Origin of the sequence: Streptomyces sp. MB09-01 (assembly GCF_033794505.1) — a bacterium.
Lineage (GTDB): Bacteria > Actinomycetota > Actinomycetes > Streptomycetales > Streptomycetaceae > Streptomyces.
In genome coordinates, this window is the sequence record NZ_JARAYQ010000146.1 from 1 (window position 1) to 21,604 (window position 21,604).

At 73.3% G+C, this 21,604-nt stretch carries 23 protein-coding genes; 10 read left to right on the top strand and 13 right to left on the bottom strand.

Annotated elements, in window-relative coordinates:
- Positions 1 to 95 precede the first annotated feature (95 nt).
- Positions 96 to 2,579 (bottom strand): helicase C-terminal domain-containing protein, encoded by a 2,484-nt coding sequence (locus tag PV721_RS26815; RefSeq protein ID WP_319728427.1) that lies wholly within the window; start codon positions 2,577 to 2,579, stop codon positions 96 to 98.
- A gap of 86 nt (positions 2,580 to 2,665) precedes the next feature.
- Here PV721_RS26815 and PV721_RS26820 point away from each other — a divergent pair, with 86 nt between their 5' ends.
- A complete protein-coding gene (locus tag PV721_RS26820; protein WP_319728428.1) occupies positions 2,666 to 3,667 on the top strand; it encodes a hypothetical protein in 1,002 nt (333 codons plus the stop codon).
- An 89-nt stretch (positions 3,668 to 3,756) separates the two neighbouring features.
- On the opposite strand, the gene PV721_RS26825 is transcribed toward PV721_RS26820, so the two are convergent.
- Positions 3,757 to 4,602, bottom strand: coding sequence for a hypothetical protein (locus PV721_RS26825; RefSeq protein WP_319728429.1), 846 nt, complete (start codon positions 4,600 to 4,602; stop codon positions 3,757 to 3,759).
- A 9-nt stretch (positions 4,603 to 4,611) separates the two neighbouring features.
- Complete coding sequence (locus PV721_RS26830; RefSeq protein WP_319728430.1) at positions 4,612 to 5,112, bottom strand: SigE family RNA polymerase sigma factor; 501 nt, start codon at positions 5,110 to 5,112, stop codon at positions 4,612 to 4,614.
- A gap of 191 nt (positions 5,113 to 5,303) precedes the next feature.
- Between PV721_RS26830 and PV721_RS26835 the strand changes: the two genes are divergently transcribed.
- On the top strand, positions 5,304 to 5,930 hold the full coding sequence (locus tag PV721_RS26835; RefSeq protein WP_319728431.1) for an HAD family hydrolase: 627 nt from the start codon (positions 5,304 to 5,306) through the stop codon (positions 5,928 to 5,930).
- A 40-nt stretch (positions 5,931 to 5,970) separates the two neighbouring features.
- On the opposite strand, the gene PV721_RS26840 is transcribed toward PV721_RS26835, so the two are convergent.
- Positions 5,971 to 6,222: a hypothetical protein gene (locus PV721_RS26840; protein ID WP_030727717.1), complete on the bottom strand. Its 252-nt coding sequence runs from the start codon at positions 6,220 to 6,222 to the stop codon at positions 5,971 to 5,973.
- 178 nt (positions 6,223 to 6,400) lie between these two features.
- On the opposite strand from PV721_RS26840, the gene PV721_RS26845 reads away from it, so the two are divergent.
- Complete coding sequence (locus tag PV721_RS26845) at positions 6,401 to 6,784, top strand: cold-shock protein (RefSeq protein WP_030012939.1); 384 nt, start codon at positions 6,401 to 6,403, stop codon at positions 6,782 to 6,784.
- A 72-nt stretch (positions 6,785 to 6,856) separates the two neighbouring features.
- On the opposite strand, the gene PV721_RS26850 is transcribed toward PV721_RS26845, so the two are convergent.
- From PV721_RS26850 to PV721_RS26865, 4 genes are read right to left on the bottom strand one after another with little or no spacing between them, the layout of a single operon-like run.
- The gene (locus PV721_RS26850; protein ID WP_319728435.1) at positions 6,857 to 7,708 is read right to left on the bottom strand and encodes a 1,4-dihydroxy-6-naphthoate synthase; all 852 of its coding nucleotides are present in this window, start codon (positions 7,706 to 7,708) and stop codon (positions 6,857 to 6,859) included.
- Entirely contained in the window at positions 7,695 to 8,420 is a 726-nt protein-coding gene (locus tag PV721_RS26855) for a futalosine hydrolase (protein WP_319728437.1), read from the bottom strand. The genes PV721_RS26850 and PV721_RS26855 overlap by 14 nt, the downstream gene beginning before the upstream one ends.
- 13 nt (positions 8,421 to 8,433) lie before the next feature.
- Complete coding sequence (locus tag PV721_RS26860) at positions 8,434 to 8,928, bottom strand: DUF2771 domain-containing protein (protein WP_319728438.1); 495 nt, start codon at positions 8,926 to 8,928, stop codon at positions 8,434 to 8,436.
- Positions 8,929 to 8,938: 10 nt separating this feature from the next.
- The gene (locus PV721_RS26865; RefSeq protein ID WP_319728439.1) at positions 8,939 to 10,459 is read right to left on the bottom strand and encodes an MFS transporter; all 1,521 of its coding nucleotides are present in this window, start codon (positions 10,457 to 10,459) and stop codon (positions 8,939 to 8,941) included.
- A 327-nt stretch (positions 10,460 to 10,786) separates the two neighbouring features.
- Between PV721_RS26865 and PV721_RS26870 the strand changes: the two genes are divergently transcribed.
- The 3 genes from PV721_RS26870 to PV721_RS26880 all read left to right on the top strand — a co-directional run bounded on the left by PV721_RS26870 (position 10,787) and on the right by PV721_RS26880 (position 13,625).
- Positions 10,787 to 11,710 (top strand): DUF3027 domain-containing protein, encoded by a 924-nt coding sequence (locus tag PV721_RS26870; RefSeq protein ID WP_319728440.1) that lies wholly within the window; start codon positions 10,787 to 10,789, stop codon positions 11,708 to 11,710.
- A gap of 59 nt (positions 11,711 to 11,769) precedes the next feature.
- Positions 11,770 to 12,000 (top strand): hypothetical protein, encoded by a 231-nt coding sequence (locus PV721_RS26875; RefSeq protein ID WP_319728442.1) that lies wholly within the window; start codon positions 11,770 to 11,772, stop codon positions 11,998 to 12,000.
- A 137-nt stretch (positions 12,001 to 12,137) separates the two neighbouring features.
- Entirely contained in the window at positions 12,138 to 13,625 is a 1,488-nt protein-coding gene (locus PV721_RS26880; RefSeq protein WP_319728444.1) for an SPFH domain-containing protein, read from the top strand.
- A gap of 216 nt (positions 13,626 to 13,841) precedes the next feature.
- Here the strand turns inward: PV721_RS26880 and PV721_RS26885 are convergent, their stop codons facing one another.
- Positions 13,842 to 14,852, bottom strand: coding sequence for a WD40 repeat domain-containing protein (locus PV721_RS26885; protein ID WP_319728446.1), 1,011 nt, complete (start codon positions 14,850 to 14,852; stop codon positions 13,842 to 13,844).
- A gap of 76 nt (positions 14,853 to 14,928) precedes the next feature.
- On the opposite strand from PV721_RS26885, the gene PV721_RS26890 reads away from it, so the two are divergent.
- Together PV721_RS26890 and PV721_RS26895 are read left to right on the top strand one after the other, a co-directional pair.
- Positions 14,929 to 15,603, top strand: a complete 675-nt coding sequence (locus PV721_RS26890; protein ID WP_319728448.1) for a GDSL-type esterase/lipase family protein — start codon at positions 14,929 to 14,931, stop codon at positions 15,601 to 15,603.
- A 72-nt stretch (positions 15,604 to 15,675) separates the two neighbouring features.
- The gene (locus PV721_RS26895; RefSeq protein WP_319728450.1) at positions 15,676 to 16,665 is read left to right on the top strand and encodes an aldo/keto reductase; all 990 of its coding nucleotides are present in this window, start codon (positions 15,676 to 15,678) and stop codon (positions 16,663 to 16,665) included.
- Between the two features lie 137 nt (positions 16,666 to 16,802).
- Here the strand turns inward: PV721_RS26895 and thpR are convergent, their stop codons facing one another.
- From thpR to PV721_RS26910, 3 genes are all read right to left on the bottom strand, one after another.
- On the bottom strand, positions 16,803 to 17,357 hold the full coding sequence (thpR, locus tag PV721_RS26900) for an RNA 2',3'-cyclic phosphodiesterase (protein ID WP_319728452.1): 555 nt from the start codon (positions 17,355 to 17,357) through the stop codon (positions 16,803 to 16,805).
- A 199-nt stretch (positions 17,358 to 17,556) separates the two neighbouring features.
- Positions 17,557 to 18,903: an MFS transporter gene (locus PV721_RS26905; RefSeq protein WP_319728454.1), complete on the bottom strand. Its 1,347-nt coding sequence runs from the start codon at positions 18,901 to 18,903 to the stop codon at positions 17,557 to 17,559.
- A gap of 25 nt (positions 18,904 to 18,928) precedes the next feature.
- The gene (locus tag PV721_RS26910) at positions 18,929 to 19,366 is read right to left on the bottom strand and encodes a MarR family winged helix-turn-helix transcriptional regulator (RefSeq protein ID WP_319728456.1); all 438 of its coding nucleotides are present in this window, start codon (positions 19,364 to 19,366) and stop codon (positions 18,929 to 18,931) included.
- A gap of 130 nt (positions 19,367 to 19,496) precedes the next feature.
- On the opposite strand from PV721_RS26910, the gene PV721_RS26915 reads away from it, so the two are divergent.
- The gene (locus PV721_RS26915) at positions 19,497 to 19,679 is read left to right on the top strand and encodes a hypothetical protein (protein WP_030156886.1); all 183 of its coding nucleotides are present in this window, start codon (positions 19,497 to 19,499) and stop codon (positions 19,677 to 19,679) included.
- Positions 19,680 to 19,692: 13 nt separating this feature from the next.
- On the opposite strand, the gene PV721_RS26920 is transcribed toward PV721_RS26915, so the two are convergent.
- A complete protein-coding gene (locus PV721_RS26920; protein ID WP_319728459.1) occupies positions 19,693 to 21,141 on the bottom strand; it encodes an NCS2 family permease in 1,449 nt (482 codons plus the stop codon).
- 128 nt (positions 21,142 to 21,269) lie between these two features.
- On the opposite strand from PV721_RS26920, the gene PV721_RS26925 reads away from it, so the two are divergent.
- A complete protein-coding gene (locus PV721_RS26925; RefSeq protein ID WP_319728461.1) occupies positions 21,270 to 21,578 on the top strand; it encodes a DUF2530 domain-containing protein in 309 nt (102 codons plus the stop codon).
- Positions 21,579 to 21,604: the final 26 nt, after the last annotated feature.

A 21,604-nucleotide genomic window follows, 5' to 3' on the forward strand; every position in this document is an offset into this window, starting at 1 on the left:
GGGGTGCGGCGAGGGGGAAGACGGGGGCTCCGCCCCGGACCCCGCGCCCAAACGCCGGCGGGGCTTGAACTGCCCCGGCCGGGCTGGATCGGCGGCTAGACCTGGTCCTCCGCCAGTTCGGCCACGCCCGTGATGCGGTGGAGGGCGTACGTGCGGACTTCGTCCGCCGTGTGGTCGTAGCCCGTGACGAAGCCGCCCTCCACGCGGACCGGGGCGATGACGCGCTGGCTGGCCGCGCCGTCCGCGTTCACATAGCCGATCCACACCGCCGAGCCGGTCAGGGCCGCCGCCTGTACGGTCGCCAGGGTTTCCGCCGCGCTCGTGCGGGGGAGTTCGCCCGGTGCGCCGGTGGACGGCGCGGGCTCCTTGCGGACCGCCGTCGCCGCGAGGTCGCCCGCGCGGATCGCCCGGACGGCCGCCCCCAGCAGCGTCGCGTCCGGTACCGGCGGACCGTCCGGCACCGGCACGGGCGCCGAGCGGGCCGGTGCGCGGTGGGCGTCGGCCCGCGCCACCAGCACGTCGCCGGTCAGGGACTCCGCGGCCGGCGCGTACCCCATCGCCCGCAACCCCTCCAGCAGCACCGTCGGTTCGGCCTGTGCGGCCAGGACGGTGGGCGCCAGCCGGCGCAGACCCAGCCCCGCCGAGCGCTTGTCGGCGAGGATCTCGCCCAGCATCGCGTCGTCGTCGCAGCGGACGTACGAGGAGGCCGCGCCGACGCGCAGGTGGCCGTGGCGCCGGGCCACGTCGTCGATGAGGTAGGCGAGGGGCTGCGGGACCGGGGTGCGGCTGTGTTCCTTGAGGAAGGCGTGCAGGTCGGTGGCGGCGTGTCCGGCGTCCAGGGCCCGCCGCACCGAGCCGGGCGTGAAGCGGTAGACCGTCGCCCCGCCCTTGGACTCCACGTCCGCCAGCACCGCCAGGGTGTCCCCGAGCGGCCGGCGCAGCGGACCGGGGGCCACCGCCGTCAGGTCGGCCTGGAGCAGGACGTGGTCCACCGGGTCGGGAAGGAGGGGGGCCAGCAGCGGCGCCGGGTCCTCGTGCGCGAGCAGGGCCCGGCCGGGCCCGGACAGGGCGCCCCGGCCGGTCACGCCGAGGACCTCCGCCTCGGCCAGCGTCCAGCGCGCGAGACGGGTGCGCAGATCGCTCGCACCGCGTACGGGACGCTCCCACGCGAGCCGGTCCAGCACGGCCTCCGCGTCGGGCGCCCCGCCCTCCGGCAGCGCGGCGAGGAGTTCCAGGACGCGCCGGCGCACCTCGGCCGCGGCCGAGCGGTCGAGGTCGGGGCCGAGAGCGGACAGCGTGCGCCCCTTGGCGTCCTGCTCGCCGACCAGTCCGGACGTGCGGGTGGCCGGCAGCCAGGCCTCCACCAGAGCCGTCCACCGTTCGGCGGGCGGGAGTTCGCACCAGTCGTCGAAGGCGGGAGTGGGCGCGTACCGCTCGTCCGCCTCCCCGTCACTGGCCAGCAGACCGGCCGCGTAGGCGAGTTCGATCCAGAACGCCGCCGACGGCTCCGTCGTGTCCAGGGTGGCCGCGGCCCGCTTCAGGTCCCGTACGGAGAGCCCGCCCGCCCGCAGCACCAGCGGAGCGCCGTGCTCCCACGACTTCAGCAGTTCCTCGACGGTGGACAGCGCGGCCAGCGCCTGCCCGGCGGCGTTCGCGTCCACAAGCTGTGGACGGTGCTCGCGGTGCAGGGTCACCGGCGGAGCCACCGGCGCGGTGTCCCGGTGCGCGAGCCCGCCGCGCAGGTGCAGCGCCACCTCGCGGGGCAGGACGACGGTCCGCGCCGTCGCGGGCAGCAGCAGCCCCCGGTCGCGCAGCCAGCGCACGGGCGCGGTCGGATTCGGGGTCACCTCCCCGTACGGCGGCCCCCACACGAGCCGCCCCAGCACCTGGTGCGCCTCCGCCGGAGCCTCGTCCAGCAGCGCGGACATCCGCTCCGGGTCGGTGAACAGCCCGGTCAGCGCCGAGACCGCGGACACCGGGTCGTGCGTCGCGGGCAGCCCGGCCGCCGCCACGATCTCCTGGATCCGGGTCGGCGACATGCCGGACGTGGCCTCGGCGACGGTGGGCCCGAGGCCGGTCGGCGAGGGCCGCTGCGCGGAGGGCGCGAGCAGCTCGCGGGCGGTGCGCACCAGGCGCAGCCGGTCGTCGTCGCCCCACACGAGCGCCTGGTCGCGCAGGGTGCCCAGGGCCCGGGGGAGCGCGGCGCGGGCGCCGTTGTCCTCACCGGTCGTGCCCTCCTCGCCGGTCAGCAGCGACTCCAGCACCGCGTACGGGCACGGGTCCGGGGCCACGGCGAGCGCCTCGGCCGTCTGCAGCGTGAAGCGGTCAAGGCGCTCCAGCGCCCGCACCACCGAGGCCCGGGTGCCGGCGCGGGTGGCCAGCTGCGTCACGTCGCCGGGCACCGGACCGAGCAGGTCCGGGCGCGAGTGCAGCAGGGTGGCGAGCGCCGCGTCGTCGCGGGCGCGGAGCGCCTCGGCGAGGGAGCGTGGGGCTCCGCTTCCGCCGGATCCCCCAGCAGTGCTTGCCTCGGGCACAGTCGCCTCCTGGTCGCGTCGGCCGGTCAGTCGGCCGGTCCCCATCCGGCCAACGGTATCCGCTGTGCCCGCGGCGGCTCCACGGGCGCACGCGCTACCTTTCGGGTGGGCGGTACGGGAGGAGCCGGGGCATGGGGATCGAAAGCGACCATCTGGTCTACGAATATCTGAGCCGCGTCGGGGACTTGGCACAGCAGCGGCAGCTTTCCTCCGGTGACCGGATGCGCCTGGTGGCGGGGCTGCGGGACGAGATCGACCGTCGGCGCGCCAAGTACGAACCGGAGACCCCGGCGGCCGTGCGCCGCATCCTGGAGCGGATCGGCACGCCCGAGGAGGTCCTGGACACCCTCGGCTCCCGGCAGGGCTCCGCCGCCCCCGCCTCCGGGTCCGCCGCCCCGGGCGCGTCGGTACCCGCGCAGCGTGCCCCCGGGCGCCTGCGCCGCCCGGGCACGCCCGCGCCGCGGCCGGCGGCCGAGCCCGAGAACGTGCCGCCGCACCTGGCCGGGCTCGACGAGCTGGGCCCGTCGGGCGGGGCCGAGCCCGACTGGTGGCGGGTGTCCCCCGCCGCGTACGGCTCGGGCCCGCAGGTCGAGGGCTTCGCCGGCGGCATCGAGATCCCGGACCTGTTCAAGGAGGACGCGGAGGAAGAGGCCGACGGGGCCGGCAAGGAGGCGCAGGCCCCGCCCGGGACCGCGCCGTCGGGCGCGCGGAGCCTCGTACGGTTCCTGCGCGAGCGGCGGCGGGCCAGGAAGGAGGCCGCCGCCGCGCAGCCGGAGGCGGCGGCCGCGGCCGCCGCCCGGCCGCGCCCGAACGCCCTCCTGCTGCTGGCCGCGGCCGTCCTCGTCGTCGGCGTGGTCACCGGGTACTGGCTGCTGCTGGTCGTCGGCTGGCTCCTGCCGTACGCCTCGCGCGTGCTGCGGCCGGCCGAGCGGAAGTGGGCCGTCTTCGGTCCGCCCGGCGTGGTCCTCGCGGGGGCGGCGGTGTGGCTGTGGGGACGGATGAACGGCAGGTGGGGCGAGACGCTGGCCGACGAGCAGCTGGGCGGGGCCCTGCACGGGATGTGGCCGTGGCTGTTGCGGGCTGCTGCGCTGGCCTCCGTGGTCTACCTGGTGTGGCGGGCCCGCCGGCGCTGACGGGTGGGGCCCGGCCGGCCTCCCGGGGCTTCGCCCTGACGGGGCTGGACGGTTCCGGCCGGGCCGGATGGTGCCGACGGGGCCGGACGTCACTCGCCTGCCGGGAGGATCTTCTGCGCCTGTTCCACCGGGTCGGCGTCGGCGGTCTTGACCAGGTCGAGGAAGGCGGGGTCCTTGGCGAGCGCCAGCAGTTGGTCGTTGGTGACGGGCGCCGAGGTGTGCGAGGCATCGTGCGGGCTGACGCTCAGCGAGACGTTGCTCTTGTTGTAGCGGAAGAAGATCCGGGACTCGGTGACGTCGCCGCCGTCGCTGGGCGAGGTCGACGCGATGACCTCGGTGCCGTCGGGCAGGGTGCCCTTCTTGCAGACGAAGCCCCTCCCGTTCACGCAGGTGCGCGGGTCGGTGTCCGCGCCGGTCGGCCGGACCGAGAAGACGACGATGAAGGTCTTGCCGTCCTTCGTGCCCTGGTAGAGGCGCACCGACAGGTCGGTCCGCTGCAGGGTGCCGACCCCGTCCGGCAGCAGGTCCTGGAGGACGGACACGGCCCGGTTCTGGAACTGCTCCTGCTTCGCCCGCTCGGCGGCCGGCAGGTCGGCCATCGACGACTCGCCCGGGGACGGTTCCAGATGGACGGGCGGCTGCGGCTGCGGCTGGGTCCGGGACTGGCCGGCCGACGGCGACGCCGCCACCCCGACCCTGGTCGCGCCCCCGCCTCCGCCGTCCGGCAGTGCGATGGTTCCGGCCACGGCGATCGCCACGACGGTCAGGACCCCGCCGCCGATCGCCGCCCGGACGCGCGCCCTGCGGCGCAGGCCCTGGGCGCGGGCCGGGCCCGACAGGTCGGGGAGCGCGGGCAGGTCCGCGGTCGTACGGTCCATCGCGTCGCGGACCAACAGGACGCCCCTGGCGTGGTCGAGGTCTTCGTTGCTCTCCATGACGGCTCCTCAGCTCTCGGTTGCGTAGATGTGGGCCTCGCCCAGCCGGGTGCGCAGCTTCGCCAGGGCGCGCGAGCACTGGCTCTTGACCGTTCCCTCGCTGCAGCGCAGCAGCTGGGCGACGGTCTCGACGCTGAGGTCCTCCCAGTAGCGCAGGACGACCATGGCGCGGGCCCGCGGCGGCAGTTCGGCGAGCGCGGCGAGCAGGGTGACGCGCAGCTCGGCGTGTTCGGGCCGGGGCCCCGGAGCGGAGTGCCGGTGGGCCAGCAGGTCGCGCAGCCGCCTGCGCCGCTCGGCGAGGAAGGTGCGGGTCAGTACGGTCCTGGCGTACGCCTCGGGATACTCGGCGACGGACACCTTCCGCCAGTGCTGGAACAGCTTGGCGAGTGTCGTCTGGGTCAGATCGCGTGCGCCGTCGGCGTTCCCGCACAGCAGGTACGCGGTGCGGTACAGCGTGCGCTGACCGGCCCGGGCAAAAGCCTCGAAGTCGTGCTCGGTGCCTGGCGGCATCCGCCCTCCCTTTCACATCGTGTCTCTCGTCCCTGTCCTGAGTGCTGCCGCCCGGAAAAGGTTGAGCACGAGTTTGAAGGGTGGTGCGGGAACCAGGTCCGACCGCGATCACGCAGGGGCGGGGCGACGCTCAGCGCACGTTCCCCCGTCGTAGGCCCGGTGTCAGCCTCCTGTCACCCCGCCTCGGCACAATGGTCCGTATGAACCTCACCGTCGGCTTCGACCTCGACATGACCCTCATCGACTCGCGTCCGGGCATCAGGGCCGCCTACCGGGCCCTGTCGGCCGAGACGGGCACGTTCATCGACGCCGACGAGGCGGTCACGCGTCTGGGCCCGCCGCTGGACGAGGAGCTCGCGTACTGGTTCGCCGAGGCCGAGATCCCGGCCATGGCCGACCGCTACCGCGAGATCTACCCCGCGTACGCCATCGAGCCGACCCCGGCGATGCCGGGCGCCCGCGAGGCGATCGAGGCCGTCCAGGCGCTCGGCGGCCGCGCGATCGTCGTCACGGCCAAGCACGAGCCCAACGCCCGGCTGCACCTGGCGCACCTCGGCATCGAGCCGGACGCGGTCATCGGCTGGCTCTGGGCGGAGGCCAAGGCCGGCGCGCTGCGCGAGTACGGCGCGCAGGTCTACGTCGGCGACCACGTCGGCGACGTACGCGGGGCCCGTACGGCAGGCGCGCTGTCCGTGGCGGTGCCGACCGGCCCGTGCCCGGAGCCCGACCTGCGGGCTGCGGGCGCGGACGTGGTGCTGCCGGACCTCACCGCGCTGCCCCAGTGGCTCGCGCAGTACGTCGCCGCACAGCCCGTCTGAGCAGACCCCCGGCCCGGGCCCGCGAGGCGCAGCCCCCGGCTCAGGCCTGCGAGGCCCGGGCCGCCCTGCGCTGCGCCGCGGCCGAGCGGAGCACGCCCGCCGCGGAGATGGCGAAGCCGACGCCCATGAGCATGCACACCGCCCACGCGTACGGGGGGAACGGATCGACGTCGAGGAACAGCGGAGCCATCGTGGCGAGCGTGGCCACGGCCCCGGCGATGAACACGATGCCGCCGGCCTTGACCAGTCCGTCGCCGGGCCGCGCTTCGTCTGAATGAGGAGTAACAGTCACCTCACCAGGGTAGTTCCCTGGCCGAAGCAGCCGACCGTGAAGGACCGGGGAACGTCTTGTCACCCGGCCCCCGACCATTAGCCTTGAGGTGGCGGGTCACACATGGCCCGCTGCGCTGTTGTCCGGAGCCGTTCGCGGCCCTCCGGACCCCCGACGAGCACAAGGACAGAGGACGGACGTGCCTACCGGCAAGGTCAAGTGGTTCAACAGTGAGAAGGGCTTCGGCTTTCTCTCCCGCGACGACGGCGGCGACGTCTTCGTCCACTCGTCGGTGCTCCCTGCCGGGGTCGATGCCCTCAAGCCCGGTCAGCGAGTCGAGTTCGGCGTCGTCGCCGGACAACGCGGTGACCAGGCACTTTCGGTGACGGTACTGGACCCGGCGCCGTCCGTGGCGGCAGCCCAGCGCCGCAAGCCCGACGAGCTCGCCTCGATCGTGCAGGACCTCACCACCCTGCTGGAGAACATCACCCCGATGCTCGAGCGCGGCCGCTACCCCGACAAGGTGCACGGCACGAAGATCGCCGGACTGCTGCGCGCGGTGGCCGACCAGCTGGACGTCTGACCACCCCTCGCACACCTGCGCCCCGTCACTCGAAAGAGCGGCGGGGCGCGGTCGTGCGAGGAGCGGCCGGGACTACGGGAAGGCCAGCGCGCCGGGCGCGATGGCCGGTACCAGTCCCTCCGCCGCCGCCCGCGTCAGCAGGCCGCGCACCGCCGCGTAGCCGGAATCGCCGAGGTCGGCGGTGAACTCGTTGACGTAGAGCCCGATGTGCTGGTCGGCGACGGCCGGGGCCAGTTCCTGCGCGTGGGCGCGCACGTACGGGCGGGAGGCCTCCGGGTCGGCCCAGGCCATCCGGACCGACGTACGGGCCGACTCGGCCAGCGCGCGCAGCCGCTCCGCACCCAGCGTGCGCTTGGCGATGATCGCGCCGAGCGGGATCGGCAGGCCGGTCGTGGACTCCCAGTGCTCGCCCATGTCGGCCAGGCAGTGCAGCCCGTAGTCCTGATAGGTGAACCGGGCCTCGTGGATGACCAGCCCGGCGTCGACCCGGCCGTCGCGCACCGCCGGCATGATCTCGTGGAACGGCAGCACGACCACCTTGCCGACGCCCTCGGGCAGGACGTCCGCCGCCCACAGCCGGAACAGCAGGTAGGCGGTGGAGCGTTCGCTCGGCACCGCGACCGTCTTCCCGGCCAGGTCCGGGCCCGGCTCGCGCGTGAGCACCAGAGGACCGCAGCCGCGCCCGAGCGCACCGCCGCACGGCAGCAGCGCGTACTCCTCCAGCACCCACGGCAGCACGGCGTACGACACCTTCAGCACGTCCAGCTCACCGCGCTCGGCCATGCCGTTGGTGAGGTCGATGTCCGCGAAGGTGACGTCGAGGGCGGGCGCGCCCGGGACCCGGCCGTGCGCCCAGGCGTCGAAGACGAAGGTGTCGTTCGGGCAGGGAGAGTAGGCGATCTTCAGCGGTTCACCGGTGCTCATGGCGTTCTCCCCAGTTCGCGAGTACGGGCCCCAGCACGCGGAAGCCGGCGGTGAGCGCGGCCAGCGCGTCCCCGATCCGCCAGGCGGCACGGTCGCGCGGGCCCACGGCGTTGGACACGGCGCGGATCTCCAGCACGGGCAGCCCGTGCGCGGCCGCCGCCTCCGCGACCCCGAAGCCCTCCATGGCCTCGGCCCCGGCCAGCGGGTGCCGGGCGGCGAGCTCCGCGGCCCGGGCGGCGGTTCCGGTGACGGTGGAGACGGTCAGCACGGGCGCGAGCAGCGCCCCGGTCGCCTCGGCGGCGCGCGCGGCGAGCTCGGTGGGCGGCAGGTGCACGCTGCGGCCGAAGCCCAGCGCGCTCACGTCGATGAAGCCCTCGGGGGTCTCGGCGCCCAGGTCGGCGGCGACGATCGCGTCCGCGACCACCAGGGAGCCGAGCGGGGCGGCGGGACCGAACCCGCCGCCGATGCCGGCGGAGACGACGAGCTCGTAGTCGGCGAGGGCCAGGGCGGTGGCGGTGCCGGCGGCGGCCGCCGCCGGTCCGACGCCCCCGACGAGCACGTCGAAGGCGATGCCCGGAAGGTCCCGGCGGGTGATGAGGTACCCGCCGGGCAGGGTGCGCGACTCAGGACCGGGATCGTCCGGATGAGGGGTCAGACCGGTGGCGACGGAGTCGGCCTCCGCCACCACCGCGGTCACGACGAGCGCGCGCACCGGTGCCGTCCGATTACTTGAGCTTGAGGTTGAAGGACCAGACGGCCAGCGGCTTGCCGTCCTCGCCGATCTGCAGGAACGCCAGCTTCTTCGAGGCGGGAGCCTCGCCCTGGCCGCCGGTCGCGAAGACGTCGGCCCCCGGGAAGCTGCGGTACGTGTTCGAGGAGGGCTCGGTGATCGGCTGGCCGTCGAGCACCGCCGACCACCTCTTGCCGTCCTCGACGACGTCAGGCTCGACCCCGAGGCGCAGGGTCTCGCCACGGGCGTACTCGATGGTCTTGGGGTCCTTGAGGTTGGTCAGGCACTCCTGGACCCTCTCCATGGAGAGCGGCTCCTTACCGCCGTGGCAGGAGGCTTCGGCGGACACCGACGAGCTGCCGACCGTCACGGTCGCCAGGGGGGTCGGCTTTTCTCCGCCGCAGGCGGAGAGGAGGAGGAGTCCGGCGGACACGGCTCCGAGGGCCGCGACGCTGCGGCGGGCCCTACCCGAGAAAAGCGGTGCGGTCATGAGCCGAAGGCTATCGGGCCCCTGGGCTGCGCCGCTGCATGGGGTACCGCTGGCCTGCGGCGTGGCTCCCGCCGGGGTGACGGTGCCCCGGCCGGGTGCGGCGCCGTTGCCCAGTGCGGCGCCGTCGCGCGGGCGCCGCCCCCGGGCCCCCGCGCCTCGAACGCCGGCGGGGCTGGATGTGCGGCCGGTTACGCCACGCGGGGGCGGAGGTGACGCCGCGGAGGGCCATCGTCGTGCCGAGGGCGACGATGGCGGCGGCCACGGACATGCCCAGTACGCCGTTCAGCGGCAGCGCGATGCCGATCGCGCCGCCCAGCACCCACGCCACCTGCAGCAGCGTCTCCGAACGGGCGAACGCCGACGTGCGCACCGCCTCCGGCACGTCCCGCTGGATCATCGCGTCCAGCGAGAGCTTCGCCAGCGCCTGGCAGAAGCCCGCCGTCGCGCCCAGTACAGCCATGAACAGCCCGCTGAAGAAGATCGCCGCCAGCACCGCGACCCCGAGCGTCAGACAGAGCACCGACGCGATGATGACCTCCGGCGCCCGGGCCCGCAGCCACGCGCCCACCGCCGTACCGCAGGCGTTGCCCACGCCCGCCGAGACGGCCACGATCCCCAGCGACACCGCCGCGCTCTGCCCCTCCAGGGGATGCTCGCGCAGCAGGAACGCCAGGAAGAAGATCAGGAACCCGGACAGTGCGCGCATCGAAGCGTTCGCCAGCAGCCCGCACAGCACCGAGCGGCTGATCGTCCGCAGGCCCGGCCGCTTCGAGTGGGCCTCGTGCGTGGACAGCCGCGCCCGGCGCTCGCCCTTCGCCTCGTCCACCCGGTGCGGCAGCGTGAACGCCGCGAAGGCCCCCCACACGAAGATGACGCAGGCCCCGTACAGCGGCCACTGCGGCCCGATCGCGTTCAGCCCCGCGCCCACCGGCGCCGCCACGCCCGTGGCCACCAGCCCGGCCAGGGTGACCCGCGAGTTCGCCTTGACGAGTGAGAATTTCGGCGGCAGCAGTCTCGGCACCACCGCACTGCGCACCACCCCGTACGACTTGGACGCGACCAGCACGCCCAGCGCCGCCGGATACAGCTGGATCCCCCCGGTCTCCACGGCGCCCGACATGATCAGCGCCAACAGCGCCCGGGCCAGCATCGCGGCCGCCATCGACGCCCGGCGGCCGTGCGGCAAACGGTCCAGCAGCGGCCCGATCACGGGGGCCAGCAGGGTGAAGGGGGCCATCGTGATCGCCAGGTACAGGGCCACCCGGCCGCGCGCCTCGTCCGTGGGCACGGAGAAGAACACCGTCGAGGCCAGCGCCACCGTGATCATCATGTCGCCGGCGCCGTTGATGGCGTGCAGCTCGATCAGCTTGCCGAGGCCCGATTCCCCGGCCCCGTGCGCGTGCGTGGCCCGCCGGATCCCGCGCGCCGTACCCGTGAACGGAAGGTGCAGGGCACGCCCGACAGCCCGGCCGGCCCGCTTGGCCGGTCCCGAGCCGTCGTCGGACGACCGTGCGGGTGCCACACTCGACATAGTGCCCCACCGGGCCCTCGTGGGCGCCTCCCGGCGCGTCGCGGAGCCGGTGGCTTGTCCGCGAATCGGACCTTGCATGTGTGCCCGAGGCTTAAGAGGAGGTAGCGTGCGTAGCGCGCCACCGGCGGTTGCTCCTGGCCGCGCGCCTCTTCGTGATCCCGCAGAATGGATCGCAGTGAGGTGCGCCCGGAGTCCGATCGGGTGCGGACGTCGACGCGGCCCTCTGGTCCGCTCCGCCCGCGCCACGTACGGACAGCACCGACGGGTCGTTGTGGACGACAGTACGGACGGCGCACACGTGAGACGGCGTAGGAGAGAACGAGACCAGTGAGTGCTGCGACGACGCGAAGCCGTACCCCGCGTACCCCCGACCGCCTGTGCGTCGAGGCGGTAGAACTCGCCCGCGCGGCGGCCGAGGAGGCCGCCTACCCCGGAGTGGTGGGCGCGCACGTCTCCGCCGTCGCGGAGGGCGACCGCGTCGTCACCCACTTCTTCGAGTCCAAGGAACCGGGCTACCGGGGCTGGCGCTGGGCCGTCACCGTGACCCGCGCCTCCCGCGCGAAGAACGTCACGCTCGACGAAACGGTGCTGCTGCCCGGCGACGACGCCCTGCTGGCCCCCGAGTGGGTGCCGTGGAGCGAGCGGCTGCGCCCCGGCGACATGGGCCCGGGCGACCTGCTGCCCACCGACGCCGAGGACCTGCGCCTGGAGCCGGGCTGGTCGGGCGAGGACACCCCGCCGCCGAACTCGGTGGTCTCCACCGAAATGGCCGAACTGGTCGAGGCCGAGGACGCCGACGTCACCGACCGCGCGGTGGTCCCCGTACGCGGCTCCATCACGTCGGTCGCCGAGGAACTGGGCATGCGCCGGGCGCGCGTGCTGTCGCGGTACGGGCTGCACAGCGCGGCCGACCGCTGGGACGAGGGCTTCGGCGCGAAGACCCCGATGGCGCAGGCCGCGCCCGCGTCCTGCGTCTCCTGCGGCTTCCTGGTCGCGATCGGCGGCTCGCTCGGCCAGGCCTTCGGCGTCTGCGCGAACGAGTTCAGCCCGGCCGACGGCCGGCTGGTGTCGCTGTCCTACGGCTGCGGCGGCCATTCGGAGGCCGCGGTCATGCCGACGCCGCTGCGGCCCGCCCCTCCGGTGCTCGACTCGATGGCCTCGGACGAGTTCACCCTGCGCCCGGCCGAGACCGCCGACACCGGCTCGGTCCCGGTCTCGGACCTGCCGGCCGCGGACCTCGGCCACTCGTAGCCCCGGGAGGCCGCGCCGTGGGCGGGTCGCCGCGCGGCCCGGCGGCGTACCCTCGCCCCATGGGGGACACGGGCGCGGACACGGACATGGTGGGAATGACCGGCCGGGTGACCGGGACGGTCGGACCGGGCCTCGTGGGCGAGGTCATCGTACGGATCCGGGGCGGGGCGGAGCACTTCCTCGCCCACCCGGTCCACGGCACCGGCCGGCTGGCCGTCGGAACGGTGGTGACGGTGGTCGAGTACCAGCCGCCGCGCACGGTGTATGTGATGGCGGCCTACGACAACTGAGACGGCCGCCGCCCGCGCGCGACCTGTGCGTATCAAGATGGCGACAAGACCGCGCCCCCGTCTTCACGCCGGGTCGCGGCAGGCGCAGACTCGCCCTCATCGGTGCCGAACGGCACTGGAATAAGGGGGCGTTGCCGATGGCTATCGGCGTCGTGGCGGGAATCGTTCTCGCCGCAATCGTGGCCGCGATAGGCCTGTTCAAGCTCATGTGGCGGGTCGCCGAGCCCAACGAGGCACTCGTCATCTCCGGTTCCACGCACAAGACCGAGGGTGTCGGTCAGGGCATGGGGTTCCGGATCGTCACCGGGCGCGGAACGCTCGTCCTGCCGGGGGTGCAGGCGGTGCGGAAACTGTCCCTGGACCTCAATGAGACGCAGCTGTCCGTGGACTGCGTCACCCACCAGGGCATCCCGCTGCGGGTGAAGGGCGTGGTCATCTTCAAGGTCGGCGACGACCTGGTGTCCATCGCCAACGCGGCCCGCCGCTTCCTGGACCAGCAGAAGATGATGCCGGAGCGGGTGCACATCGTCTTCGCGGGCCATCTGCGGTCCATCGTGGGCGGCTTGACGGTCGAGGACATGATCCGCGACCGGGAGAAGCTGACCGGCCAGACCCGGATGGCCTGCGGCACCGAGATGGAGAAGCTCGGACTGATCGTCGACTCGCTGCAGATCCACGAGATCGAGGACCCGACCGGCTACATCAAGAACCTGGCGATGCCGCACGCGGCCGCCGTGCAGCGGGACGCTCGGATCGCCCAGGCCGAGGCGAACCGGCTGGCCACGGAGGCCGAACAGGCCGCCTTCGCCCGGATGGCCGAGGCGACGCGGGACAGCGAGATCCTGCAGGCCGGCTACCAGGCGGAACGCGACAAGGCGGCGGCGACCGCCCGCCAGGCGGGCCCGCTGTCCGAGGCGGCCGCACGGCAGGAGGTCGTCGTCCAGGAGACCCGTGTCGCGGAACTGGAGGCGCACCGGCGCGAGCAGCAGCTGCAGGCCGACGTGCGCAAGCCCGCGGACGCGGCGGCGTACGAGACGCGGACCCGGGCGGAGGCCGAGCGCGACGCCCGGATCTCCGCGGCGCAGGCGAAGGCGAAGGAGACGGAGCTCGCGGCGGCCGCGGAGGCCACGCGGGTGACGACGGCGGCGACCGCGGACGCGACGGCCACGGAGGCGCGGGGTCTGGCGTCGGCGAAGGCGACGCGGGCCACGGGTGAGGCGGAGGCTGCGGCCACCCAGGCGCGGGGCCTCGCGGAGGCCGAGTCGGCGAAGGCGCGCGGTCTGGCCGAGGCCGAGGCGATCAAGGCGCGGGCCGCCGCGCTGGCCGAGAACCAGGAGGCGGTCGTCGCGCAGCAGCTGGCCGAGAACTGGCCGGCGATCGTGGAGGCGGGCGCGGGGGCCTTCGGAAACGTGGAGCACATGGTGCTGCTGAACGGGGCCGAGGGCATGTCGGAGATGTTCGCCAAGGCCCTGACGATGGGCGGCACGGGCCTGGGCGTGGCCCGCCAACTCCTGGCCACGATGGGCCAGGCCCCTGTGGGCGGCTCGGCCGTTGGCTCCGCCGGTCCCGCGGGTGGCTCCGCCGGTCCTGCGGTGAACGGCCGCGTCCCGATCCGGGAGGAGTAAGCCCCGCGCTTGGTCGGGTGCGGCGCCGTCTCCGGGGGCGCTGCCCCCGCACCCCCGCGCCTCAAACGCCGGCGAGGCTGAATCATCCAGCCCCCCGGACGGAGGCCGGGGGAGGGTCTGGGGCGGAGCCCCGGCAGCGGCGCGGGCGCCGGAGTGCGTGGTCAGGTGCGGCGCCGCCGCCGGGGGCGCCGCACCGGGCCCTCAACGCCGGCGAGGCTAAGCACGCCGGCGCCGCAGGAGGCGTTTGGCGGCGAAGACGACCGCCAGGCCGACCGCCAGGACCACGGCTCCCTTGCCGAAGCCCCCCGTCGGCTCCGGCGACGGCGCAGCGTCCGACGGGGAGCCCGGCTTCGGCGCGGCCGAGGCGCCCGGGGAGCCCTGGCTCGCCGGAACGGCGATGACGCGGCTGCCCTCGCCCTCCGCCCCGAACATCAGCGTCGAGCCGTCCGGCGTGTACGTCACCGATTCCGCCTGCCCCTGCCACGGCGCGTCGACCCGCTCGCCCTCGCCCTGCGGCCTGCCGTCCTTCCACGGGTACGTGCGCGCCGTGAAGTAGCCCCGGAGGGTCAGCCGGCTCCCGTCGGGGGAGAACGCCCCGTCCGTCACCCACGGCACGTCGGCGACCCGCCGGAACACGTTCGAGCCGTCCGCCGACAGCTCCGCGGGCCCCTCGTACAGTCCGCCCTTGCTCTCGTCCTTGCTCGCGATGTAGACCCGTCCGGTCACCGGATGCACCATCAGCGCCTCCGCGTTGCGCGCCCCGTCGGCGTACCGGACCGTGAACTGCGTGGCCTTGACCGTGACGTCACCCAGGTGCTTCGGCTCCGGGAAGCGGTAGACCCAGACGTGGTCCCAGGTGCCGTTCCGGTTGTCGCCGATGTCGCCCACGTAGAGCTGTCCGTCCGGCCCCAGCGAGATCCCCTCGACGTCGCGCGGCTTGCCGATCCCGGTCAGCGTCACCCGGGCCACCGTCCTGCCCGTGGCCGAGTCCACCGCGTAGACGTAGGGGCCGTCGTCGCTGTCGTTGTGCGTCCAGTACACGCCCGGGTGGATCCGGCTGGCCGCGAGCCCGCTGGACTCCTTGATCCGCGGATCGGAGATGGTGAACGAGGAGGCTGCGGGGGCTTCCGCGGCGACGGCCGTGCCCGGCAGCACGGCGAGGGCGGCCGAGGCGACGGCAGTGGCAACGGCGGTGGCAGCGGCGGCGGACGGCAGGGGCATGCGCATGCCCCCAGCCTGCCAGTACGTGCCCCGTGTCCGGCGTCACAGAGGTTTCTGTCGCGCGATCCGCGATGATGACCGGATGCGTTTCATGTTCGTCGGCGACTCCATGACCATCGGACGCGCCGGCGATTTCACCTGGCGCTACCGGATGTGGCAGCACCTCAACTCGACCTTCGGCGGCCCCTACCGGATCGTCGGCCCGCGCAGCGAGCTGTACGAGGGCTCCGACGCGTACGCCGACCCGGCCTTCCCCGCGGACGCCCGCCGCCACCTGGCCGGCTGGGGCGAGGGCTGGCAGCACATGGCCCCCCTCGTCGGCCCCGCCGCCGGCGCCGCCCGGGCCGACGTCCTGCTCGTCTCCCTGGGCCTGATAGACCTCGGGTTCTACACCGACGCCGAACAGACCGCCGCCAACGTCCGCCGCTTCATAGCCGGGGCCCGCGACGCCCGCCCCGGCGTCCGCATGGTGCTGCTGCCCGTCATCCCGAACAGCCGGGCAGAGGAGGACGCGCCCTTCGCGGCCGAGGTCGCCCGTTTCAACGAGCTCCTCGCGAAGGCGGTCGCCGACCTGACGACCGCCGCCTCCCCGGTCCTGCTGGCCGCGCGCCCGGACGGGTACGACATCCACCGGGACACCTACGACGGCACCCACCCCAACGCCTCCGGCGAGCACCGGCTGGCGGGGGAGTTCGCGGCCGTGCTGCACCAGGCGTGGGGGATCGGCGGCCCGTACGGGCCCGAGCGGGTGCTGTAGCCACCCGCTGTAACACCCCTTTCACGAGAGGGCCTTGCTTCGAGCGCACTCCAAGCAGTTGGCTAGTGCCCCATGAAGTACACACAGCTCGGACGTACCGGCCTCAAGGTCAGCCGACTTGTACTCGGCACCATGAACTTCGGCCCCCAGACCGGTGAGCCCGAAAGCCACTCGATCATGGACTCCGCCCTCGACGCGGGGATCAACTTCTTCGACACCGCCAACGTCTACGGCTGGGGCGAGAACAAGGGCCGTACCGAGGAGATCCTCGGCACCTGGTTCGCCCAGGGCGGCCGGCGCCGCGAGAAGACGGTGCTCGCCACCAAGGTCTACGGCAGCATGGCGCCCGAGGGCGAGCCCTGGCCCAACTACGACCGCCTGTCGGCGCTGAACATCCGGCGGGCCGTCGACGCCAGCCTCAAGCGGCTGCAGACCGACTACATCGACGTCTACCAGTTCCACCACGTGGACCGCCGGACCCCCTTCGAGGAGATCTGGCAGGCCGTCGAGGTCCTGATCCAGCAGGGCAAGATCCTCTACGCCGGCTCCTCGAACTTCCCCGGCTGGAAGATCGCCCAGGCCAACGAGGCCGCCGCGCGCATCGGACGGCTCGGGCTGGTCAGCGAGCAGTGCCTCTACAACCTCGCCGAGCGGCGCGCGGAGATGGAGGTCATCCCGGCCGCGGAGGCGTACGGGCTCGGGGTCATCCCCTGGTCCCCGCTCCACGGCGGGCTGCTGGGCGGGGTCATCAAGAAGGAGGTCCAGGGCGGCCGCCGCGCCTCTGGCCGGTCGGCGGACGCGCTCGCCAACAGCTCCGTACGCGCACAGGTGCAGGCGTACGAGGACCTGCTGGACAAGCACGGCCTGGAGCCGGGCGAGGCCGGGCTGGCGTGGCTGCTGACGCGGCCCGGGGTCACCGGGCCGATCGTCGGGCCGCGCACGCAGGAACAGCTCGACTCGGCGCTGCGGGCGGTGGAGCTGGAGCTCTCCGAGGAGGTCCTGGTGGGCCTGGACGAGATCTTCCCCGGCCCGGGAGCCTCCCCGGAGGCCTTCGCCTGGTAGCTACTGCCCGACGGCAGCCGCCACGGCCACGACGACGAACATCAGTACGAGCACACCGGCCATCACACGGTTTCTGGTCTTGGGATCCACCCGTCGAGCCTAACGCGGCCCGCGGGTGGTCCCGCACGCGGTACGGCTCAGCCGCGCAGGGGCCAGGCTCCGACCGTCTCGTACCGGGGCTGCTCTCCGGGCACCCCGCTGACGGGGAGGTTGCTGCGGACGAGGCTGAGCGTGTCGACCTGCCAGGGCGTGCCCTCGAAGCCGGCGAGGGCGTCCAGGTACGGGCGCAGGGGCGTGGCGGCGCTGCGGCTGCGGGCCAGGGTGAGGTGCGGGGTGTAGCGGCGGTGCTGTTCCATCGGCACCCCGGCCCGCCGGGCGGCGGCGTCGGCCCGCTCCGCGAGCATCCGCAGCACGGGCAGCTCCCCGGCCGCGCCGATCCACAGGGCGCGGTCCCCGAAGTGCCCGCAGCCGTGCAGGCGCAGCGGGAAGGGGGCCGTGCGGTGGGCTGCGCGCTCCAGGCGGGCGTGCAGGTCGGGGAGCACGTCGTCGCGGACCTCGCCCATGAAGGCGAGCGTGAAGTGCCAGCCCGCTCGCGCGGTCCACGTCAGCCGGTCGTCGTGGACTCCGTCCACGGCCCGGGCCAGCTCGGCGACGGCCGCGTCCGGCGGGAGGACGGCTGCGAACAGTCTCATGGGCCGAGCGTAACCGCGCGCGGCGCCGCTGTCGGGGGCCAGCCCCCGACCCCCGCGCCTCAATCGCCGGCGAGGCTGAATGTGGCCGGCGTCAGCTGTACGTGCCCGTGGGGCTGGATGGCGCGGAGCGCAATTCCAGCCCCTCCGGCGTTTGAGGAGCGGGGTTCGGGGCGGGCCCCGGGAGGCCGGGGCCGCTGGGTCAGGCGACCGTCACCAGGTCGCGGCGGCGCGAGGCGGCGGCCGGGACGAAGGTCACGCCGCGGCGGCTGACCTGGACGCGGAGGTTCCCCACGCGCGCCAGGACCACCGCGATCGCGACGGAGGCGGCCAGCGAGATCACACCCCCCGCGGCCATGCCGATCCGCGCACCGTACGTGTCCGTGATCCAGCCCAGCAGCGGGGCGCCCAGCGGGGTGCCGCCGGTGAAGACCATCATGAACAGGGCCATGACGCGCCCCCGCATCTCGGGGTCGGTCGCCATCTGCACGCTGGAGTTCGCCGTGACGTTGACCGTCAGGCCGAAGATCCCGATCGGCACGAGCAGCGCCGCGAACAGCCAGAAGCCGGGCGCGAAGGCCGTCACGAGCACCAGCGCCGAGAACAGCACGGCCGCGGCCACCAGCAGCCGCAGGCGGGAGTGGCCGCGCCGGGCCGCGAGCAGCGCGCCCGCCAGGGAGCCGGCCGCGATCAGGGTGTTGAAGAGCCCGTAGGTGCCCGCGTCCCCGTGGAAGACGTCGCTGACGAAGGCCGACAGCCAGATCGGGAAGTTGAACCCGAAGGTGCCGATGAAGCCCACGAGCACGATCGGCCAGATCAGCTCCGGGCGGCCGGCGACGTACTGCAGGCCCTCGCGCAGCTGGCCCTTGGCGCGGGGCCGGGGCTCGACGGGGTGCAGCTCGTGCGTGCGCATCAGCAGCAGGCCGGCGATGGGCGCGGCGAAGGACAGTCCGTTCAGCAGGAAGGCCCAGCCGGAGCCGACGGCGGTGATCAGCACACCGGCGATCGCCGGGCCGACCAGCCGCGCGGACTGGAAGTTGGCCGAGTTGAGGCTGACGGCGTTGGCGACCTGGTCCTTGCCGACCATCTCGGAGACGAACGTCTGCCGCGCCGGGTTGTCCACGACGGTGACGAGGCCGAGCACGAAGGCGGCGAGGTACACGTGCCAGACCTGGACGTGTCCCGCCAGGGTGAGGACGGCGAGTGCGACACCTGTCAGGCCCATCGCGCTCTGGGTGGCGAGGAGCAGGGTCCGCTTGGGCAGCCGGTCGGCGAGTACGCCTCCGTAGAGGCCGAACATCAGCATCGGCAGGAACTGCAGGGCGATGGTGATGCCGACGGCGGAGGCGGAGCCGGTCAGTGAGAGGACCAGCCAGTCCTGGGCGATGCGCTGCATCCAGGTGCCGGTGTTCGAGACGACCTGTCCGGTCGCGAAGAGCCGGTAGTTCCGGATCCTGAGCGAGCTGAACATCGAGTTCTCGCCCGCAGGAGCCGTAGTAGGGGTGGATATGTGGCCGGGTGCGGAGTCTGCTCCGGTTCCCGTACTCAAAAGCGTTCGCCTCCTGGCGTCGTTCCTACAGGTGCGCGAGCTTCTCCAGGACGGGTGCGGCCTCGCGCAGCTTGGCCCACTCGTCCTCGGTCAGCTCGGCCGCGAGCCCGGCCAGGAAGGCGTTGCGCTTGCGGCGGCTCTCTTCGAGCATCGCTTCGGCCTCCTCCGTCTGGCGGACCACCTTCTGGCGGCGGTCGTCGGGGTGCGGTTCCAGCGTGACCAGTCCCTTGGCTTCCAGCAACGCGACGATGCGCGTCATCGACGGCGGCTGGACGTGCTCCCGCCGCGCCAGTTCGCCGGGTGTGGCCTGGCCGCAGCGGGCGAGTGTGCCGAGCACCGACATCTCGGTGGGGCTCAGCGACTCGTCGACGCGCTGGTGCTTCAGGCGCCGCCCCAGCCGCATGACGGCGGAGCGGAGGTCGTTCACGGCGGCAGCGTCGTCGCCATGGGAAAGGTCAGGCATGTATTTAGAGTAACTCATTACTCTCCCTAAGGAACACCACTTATGGCCGTCATGCGCGGGGTCACTCGTACGGGTGAGTGGGCGGCCGAAAGTGACACGGGTCCACGCCCTCTGCCCCGACTCTTTCGGCATGGGGACACATGTGCTGAGCATGCGCATAGACGGGGAGCTCCTCGACAGGCTCCGGACTCACGCCGCCAAACGCGGAATGAGCGTCCAGGACTATGTGGTCCGGACGCTCATCCGCGATGACTTCGACGAGCGCTTCAAGGCGGCCGTCGACGAGACAGAGAAGTTCTACGGGCTCACGTGAGCCCGGGCGGGGCCTACGTGAGGCCGAGGGCCGGCATCGCGTAGGAGAAGACGAACACTGCCGACACGACGTACATGGCCACCGGGACCTCGCGGCCCCGGCCGGTCGCCGCCCGCAGGGCGCAGAAGCTGATGAAGCCGATGCCGATGCCGTTGGTGATCGAGTAGGTGAAGGGCATCATCACCATGGCCAGGAACGCGGGGACGGCGATGGTGAAGTCGCTCCAGTCGATGTCCTTGACCGAGCCCGCCAGGATCAGGAAGCCGACCGCCACCAGGGCGGGCGTGGCCGCCTGGGACGGGACCATCGTGGCGAGCGGGGTGAGGAACAGCGCCACGCCGAAGAGGGCGCCCGTCACGACGTTCGCGAGACCCGTACGGGCTCCCTCGCCGACCCCGGCCGTGGACTCCACGAAGCAGGTGGTGGCCGAGGAGGACGTGGCGCCGCCCGAGGCGACGGCCAGGCCGTCGATCAGCAGGACCTTGTTGATGCCGGGGAACTCGCCGGTCTCCTTGTCGATCAGCTTGGCCTCGTCGCCGACGCCCAGGATCGTGCCCATGGCGTCGAAGAAGCAGGACAGCAGCACGGTGAAGACGAAGAGGATGCCGGTCAGCATCCCGACCTTGCCGAAGCCGCCGAACAGGCTGACCTCGCCGACCAGCCCGAAGTCGGGCGCGGCCACCGGGTTGCCCGGCCACTCGGGGACGGTGAGGCCCCAGCCCGTGTCGGGCACCTCGGCGACCAGCTGGACGACGACAGCGGCGAGGGTCATGACCACGATGGAGATCAGGATCGCGCCCGGCGTCTTGCGGATCAGCAGGGCGAGGGTGAGCAGCACGCCGATCACGAAGATCAGGACGGGCCAGCCGTCCAGGTGCCCGGTGCCGCCGAGCTGGAGCGGGACCGTGGTGTGGGCGGCGTCCGGGATGCGGGAGACGAAGCCCGAGTCGACCAGGCCGATCAGCATGATGAACAGGCCGATGCCGATGGCGATGCCCTTGCGCAGGCCCAGCGGCACGGCGTTCATGACCCGCTCGCGCAGGCCGGTCGCGACCAGCAGCATCACCACGAAGCCGGCCAGGACGACCATGCCCATGGCGTCGGGCCAGCTCATGCGCGGGGCGAGCTGGAGGGCGACGACCGTGTTCACGCCGAGGCCGGCGGCGAGCGCGATCGGGACGTTGCCGATGACACCCATGAGGAGGGTGGTGAAGGCAGCCGTCAGGGCGGTGGCCGTCACGAGCTGACCGTTGTCGAGCTGGTGCCCGTACATGTCCTTCGCGCTGCCCAGGATGATCGGGTTGAGCACGATGATGTAGGCCATCGCGAAGAAGGTGGCGAAGCCGCCGCGGACCTCGCGGGCGACGGTCGAACCGCGCTCGGAGATCTTGAAGTAGCGGTCGAGTCCTCCGGAGGGTTCCTGGAGGGAAGGCTTCGGGGCGGTGGCCGTGGGGGTGCTCATACGGTCCTCATTGGGTGGTTCATACGAAGAAAATGGGCCACGCCCAAACCGTTTCAGTATGAACACATGAACGAAAGGGCGTCCATCTCCGCGCGTAGACCATGAATTCGCGCGCCTAGACTTGCCCCATGGCGAAATGGACTGCGAAGCATGAGGCGCCCGAGCCCCTCGAGGGCCCCGTCGTCGCGACGGTCACGGGTGGCACGATCCTGTGGTTCGCCCTCTTCCTCGTCCAGCTCCCCTTCTACGGGTGGTTCGCCGACCGCGGCCAGCTGTGGTGGGTCTGGACCTGCGCGGCCGGCGGCTTCCTCGGCCTGATCGGCATCTGGTACGTCCGCGGTCGCGAGGCCGCCCTCAAGCGCCACGCAGCAGAACGGGGCGAGCAGGCGGCTCAGTCTCCGCAGGGGGGCCGGGCCCGGCCCCCCTGCGGAGACTGAGCCGCCTGCTCGCCCCGTTCTGCTGC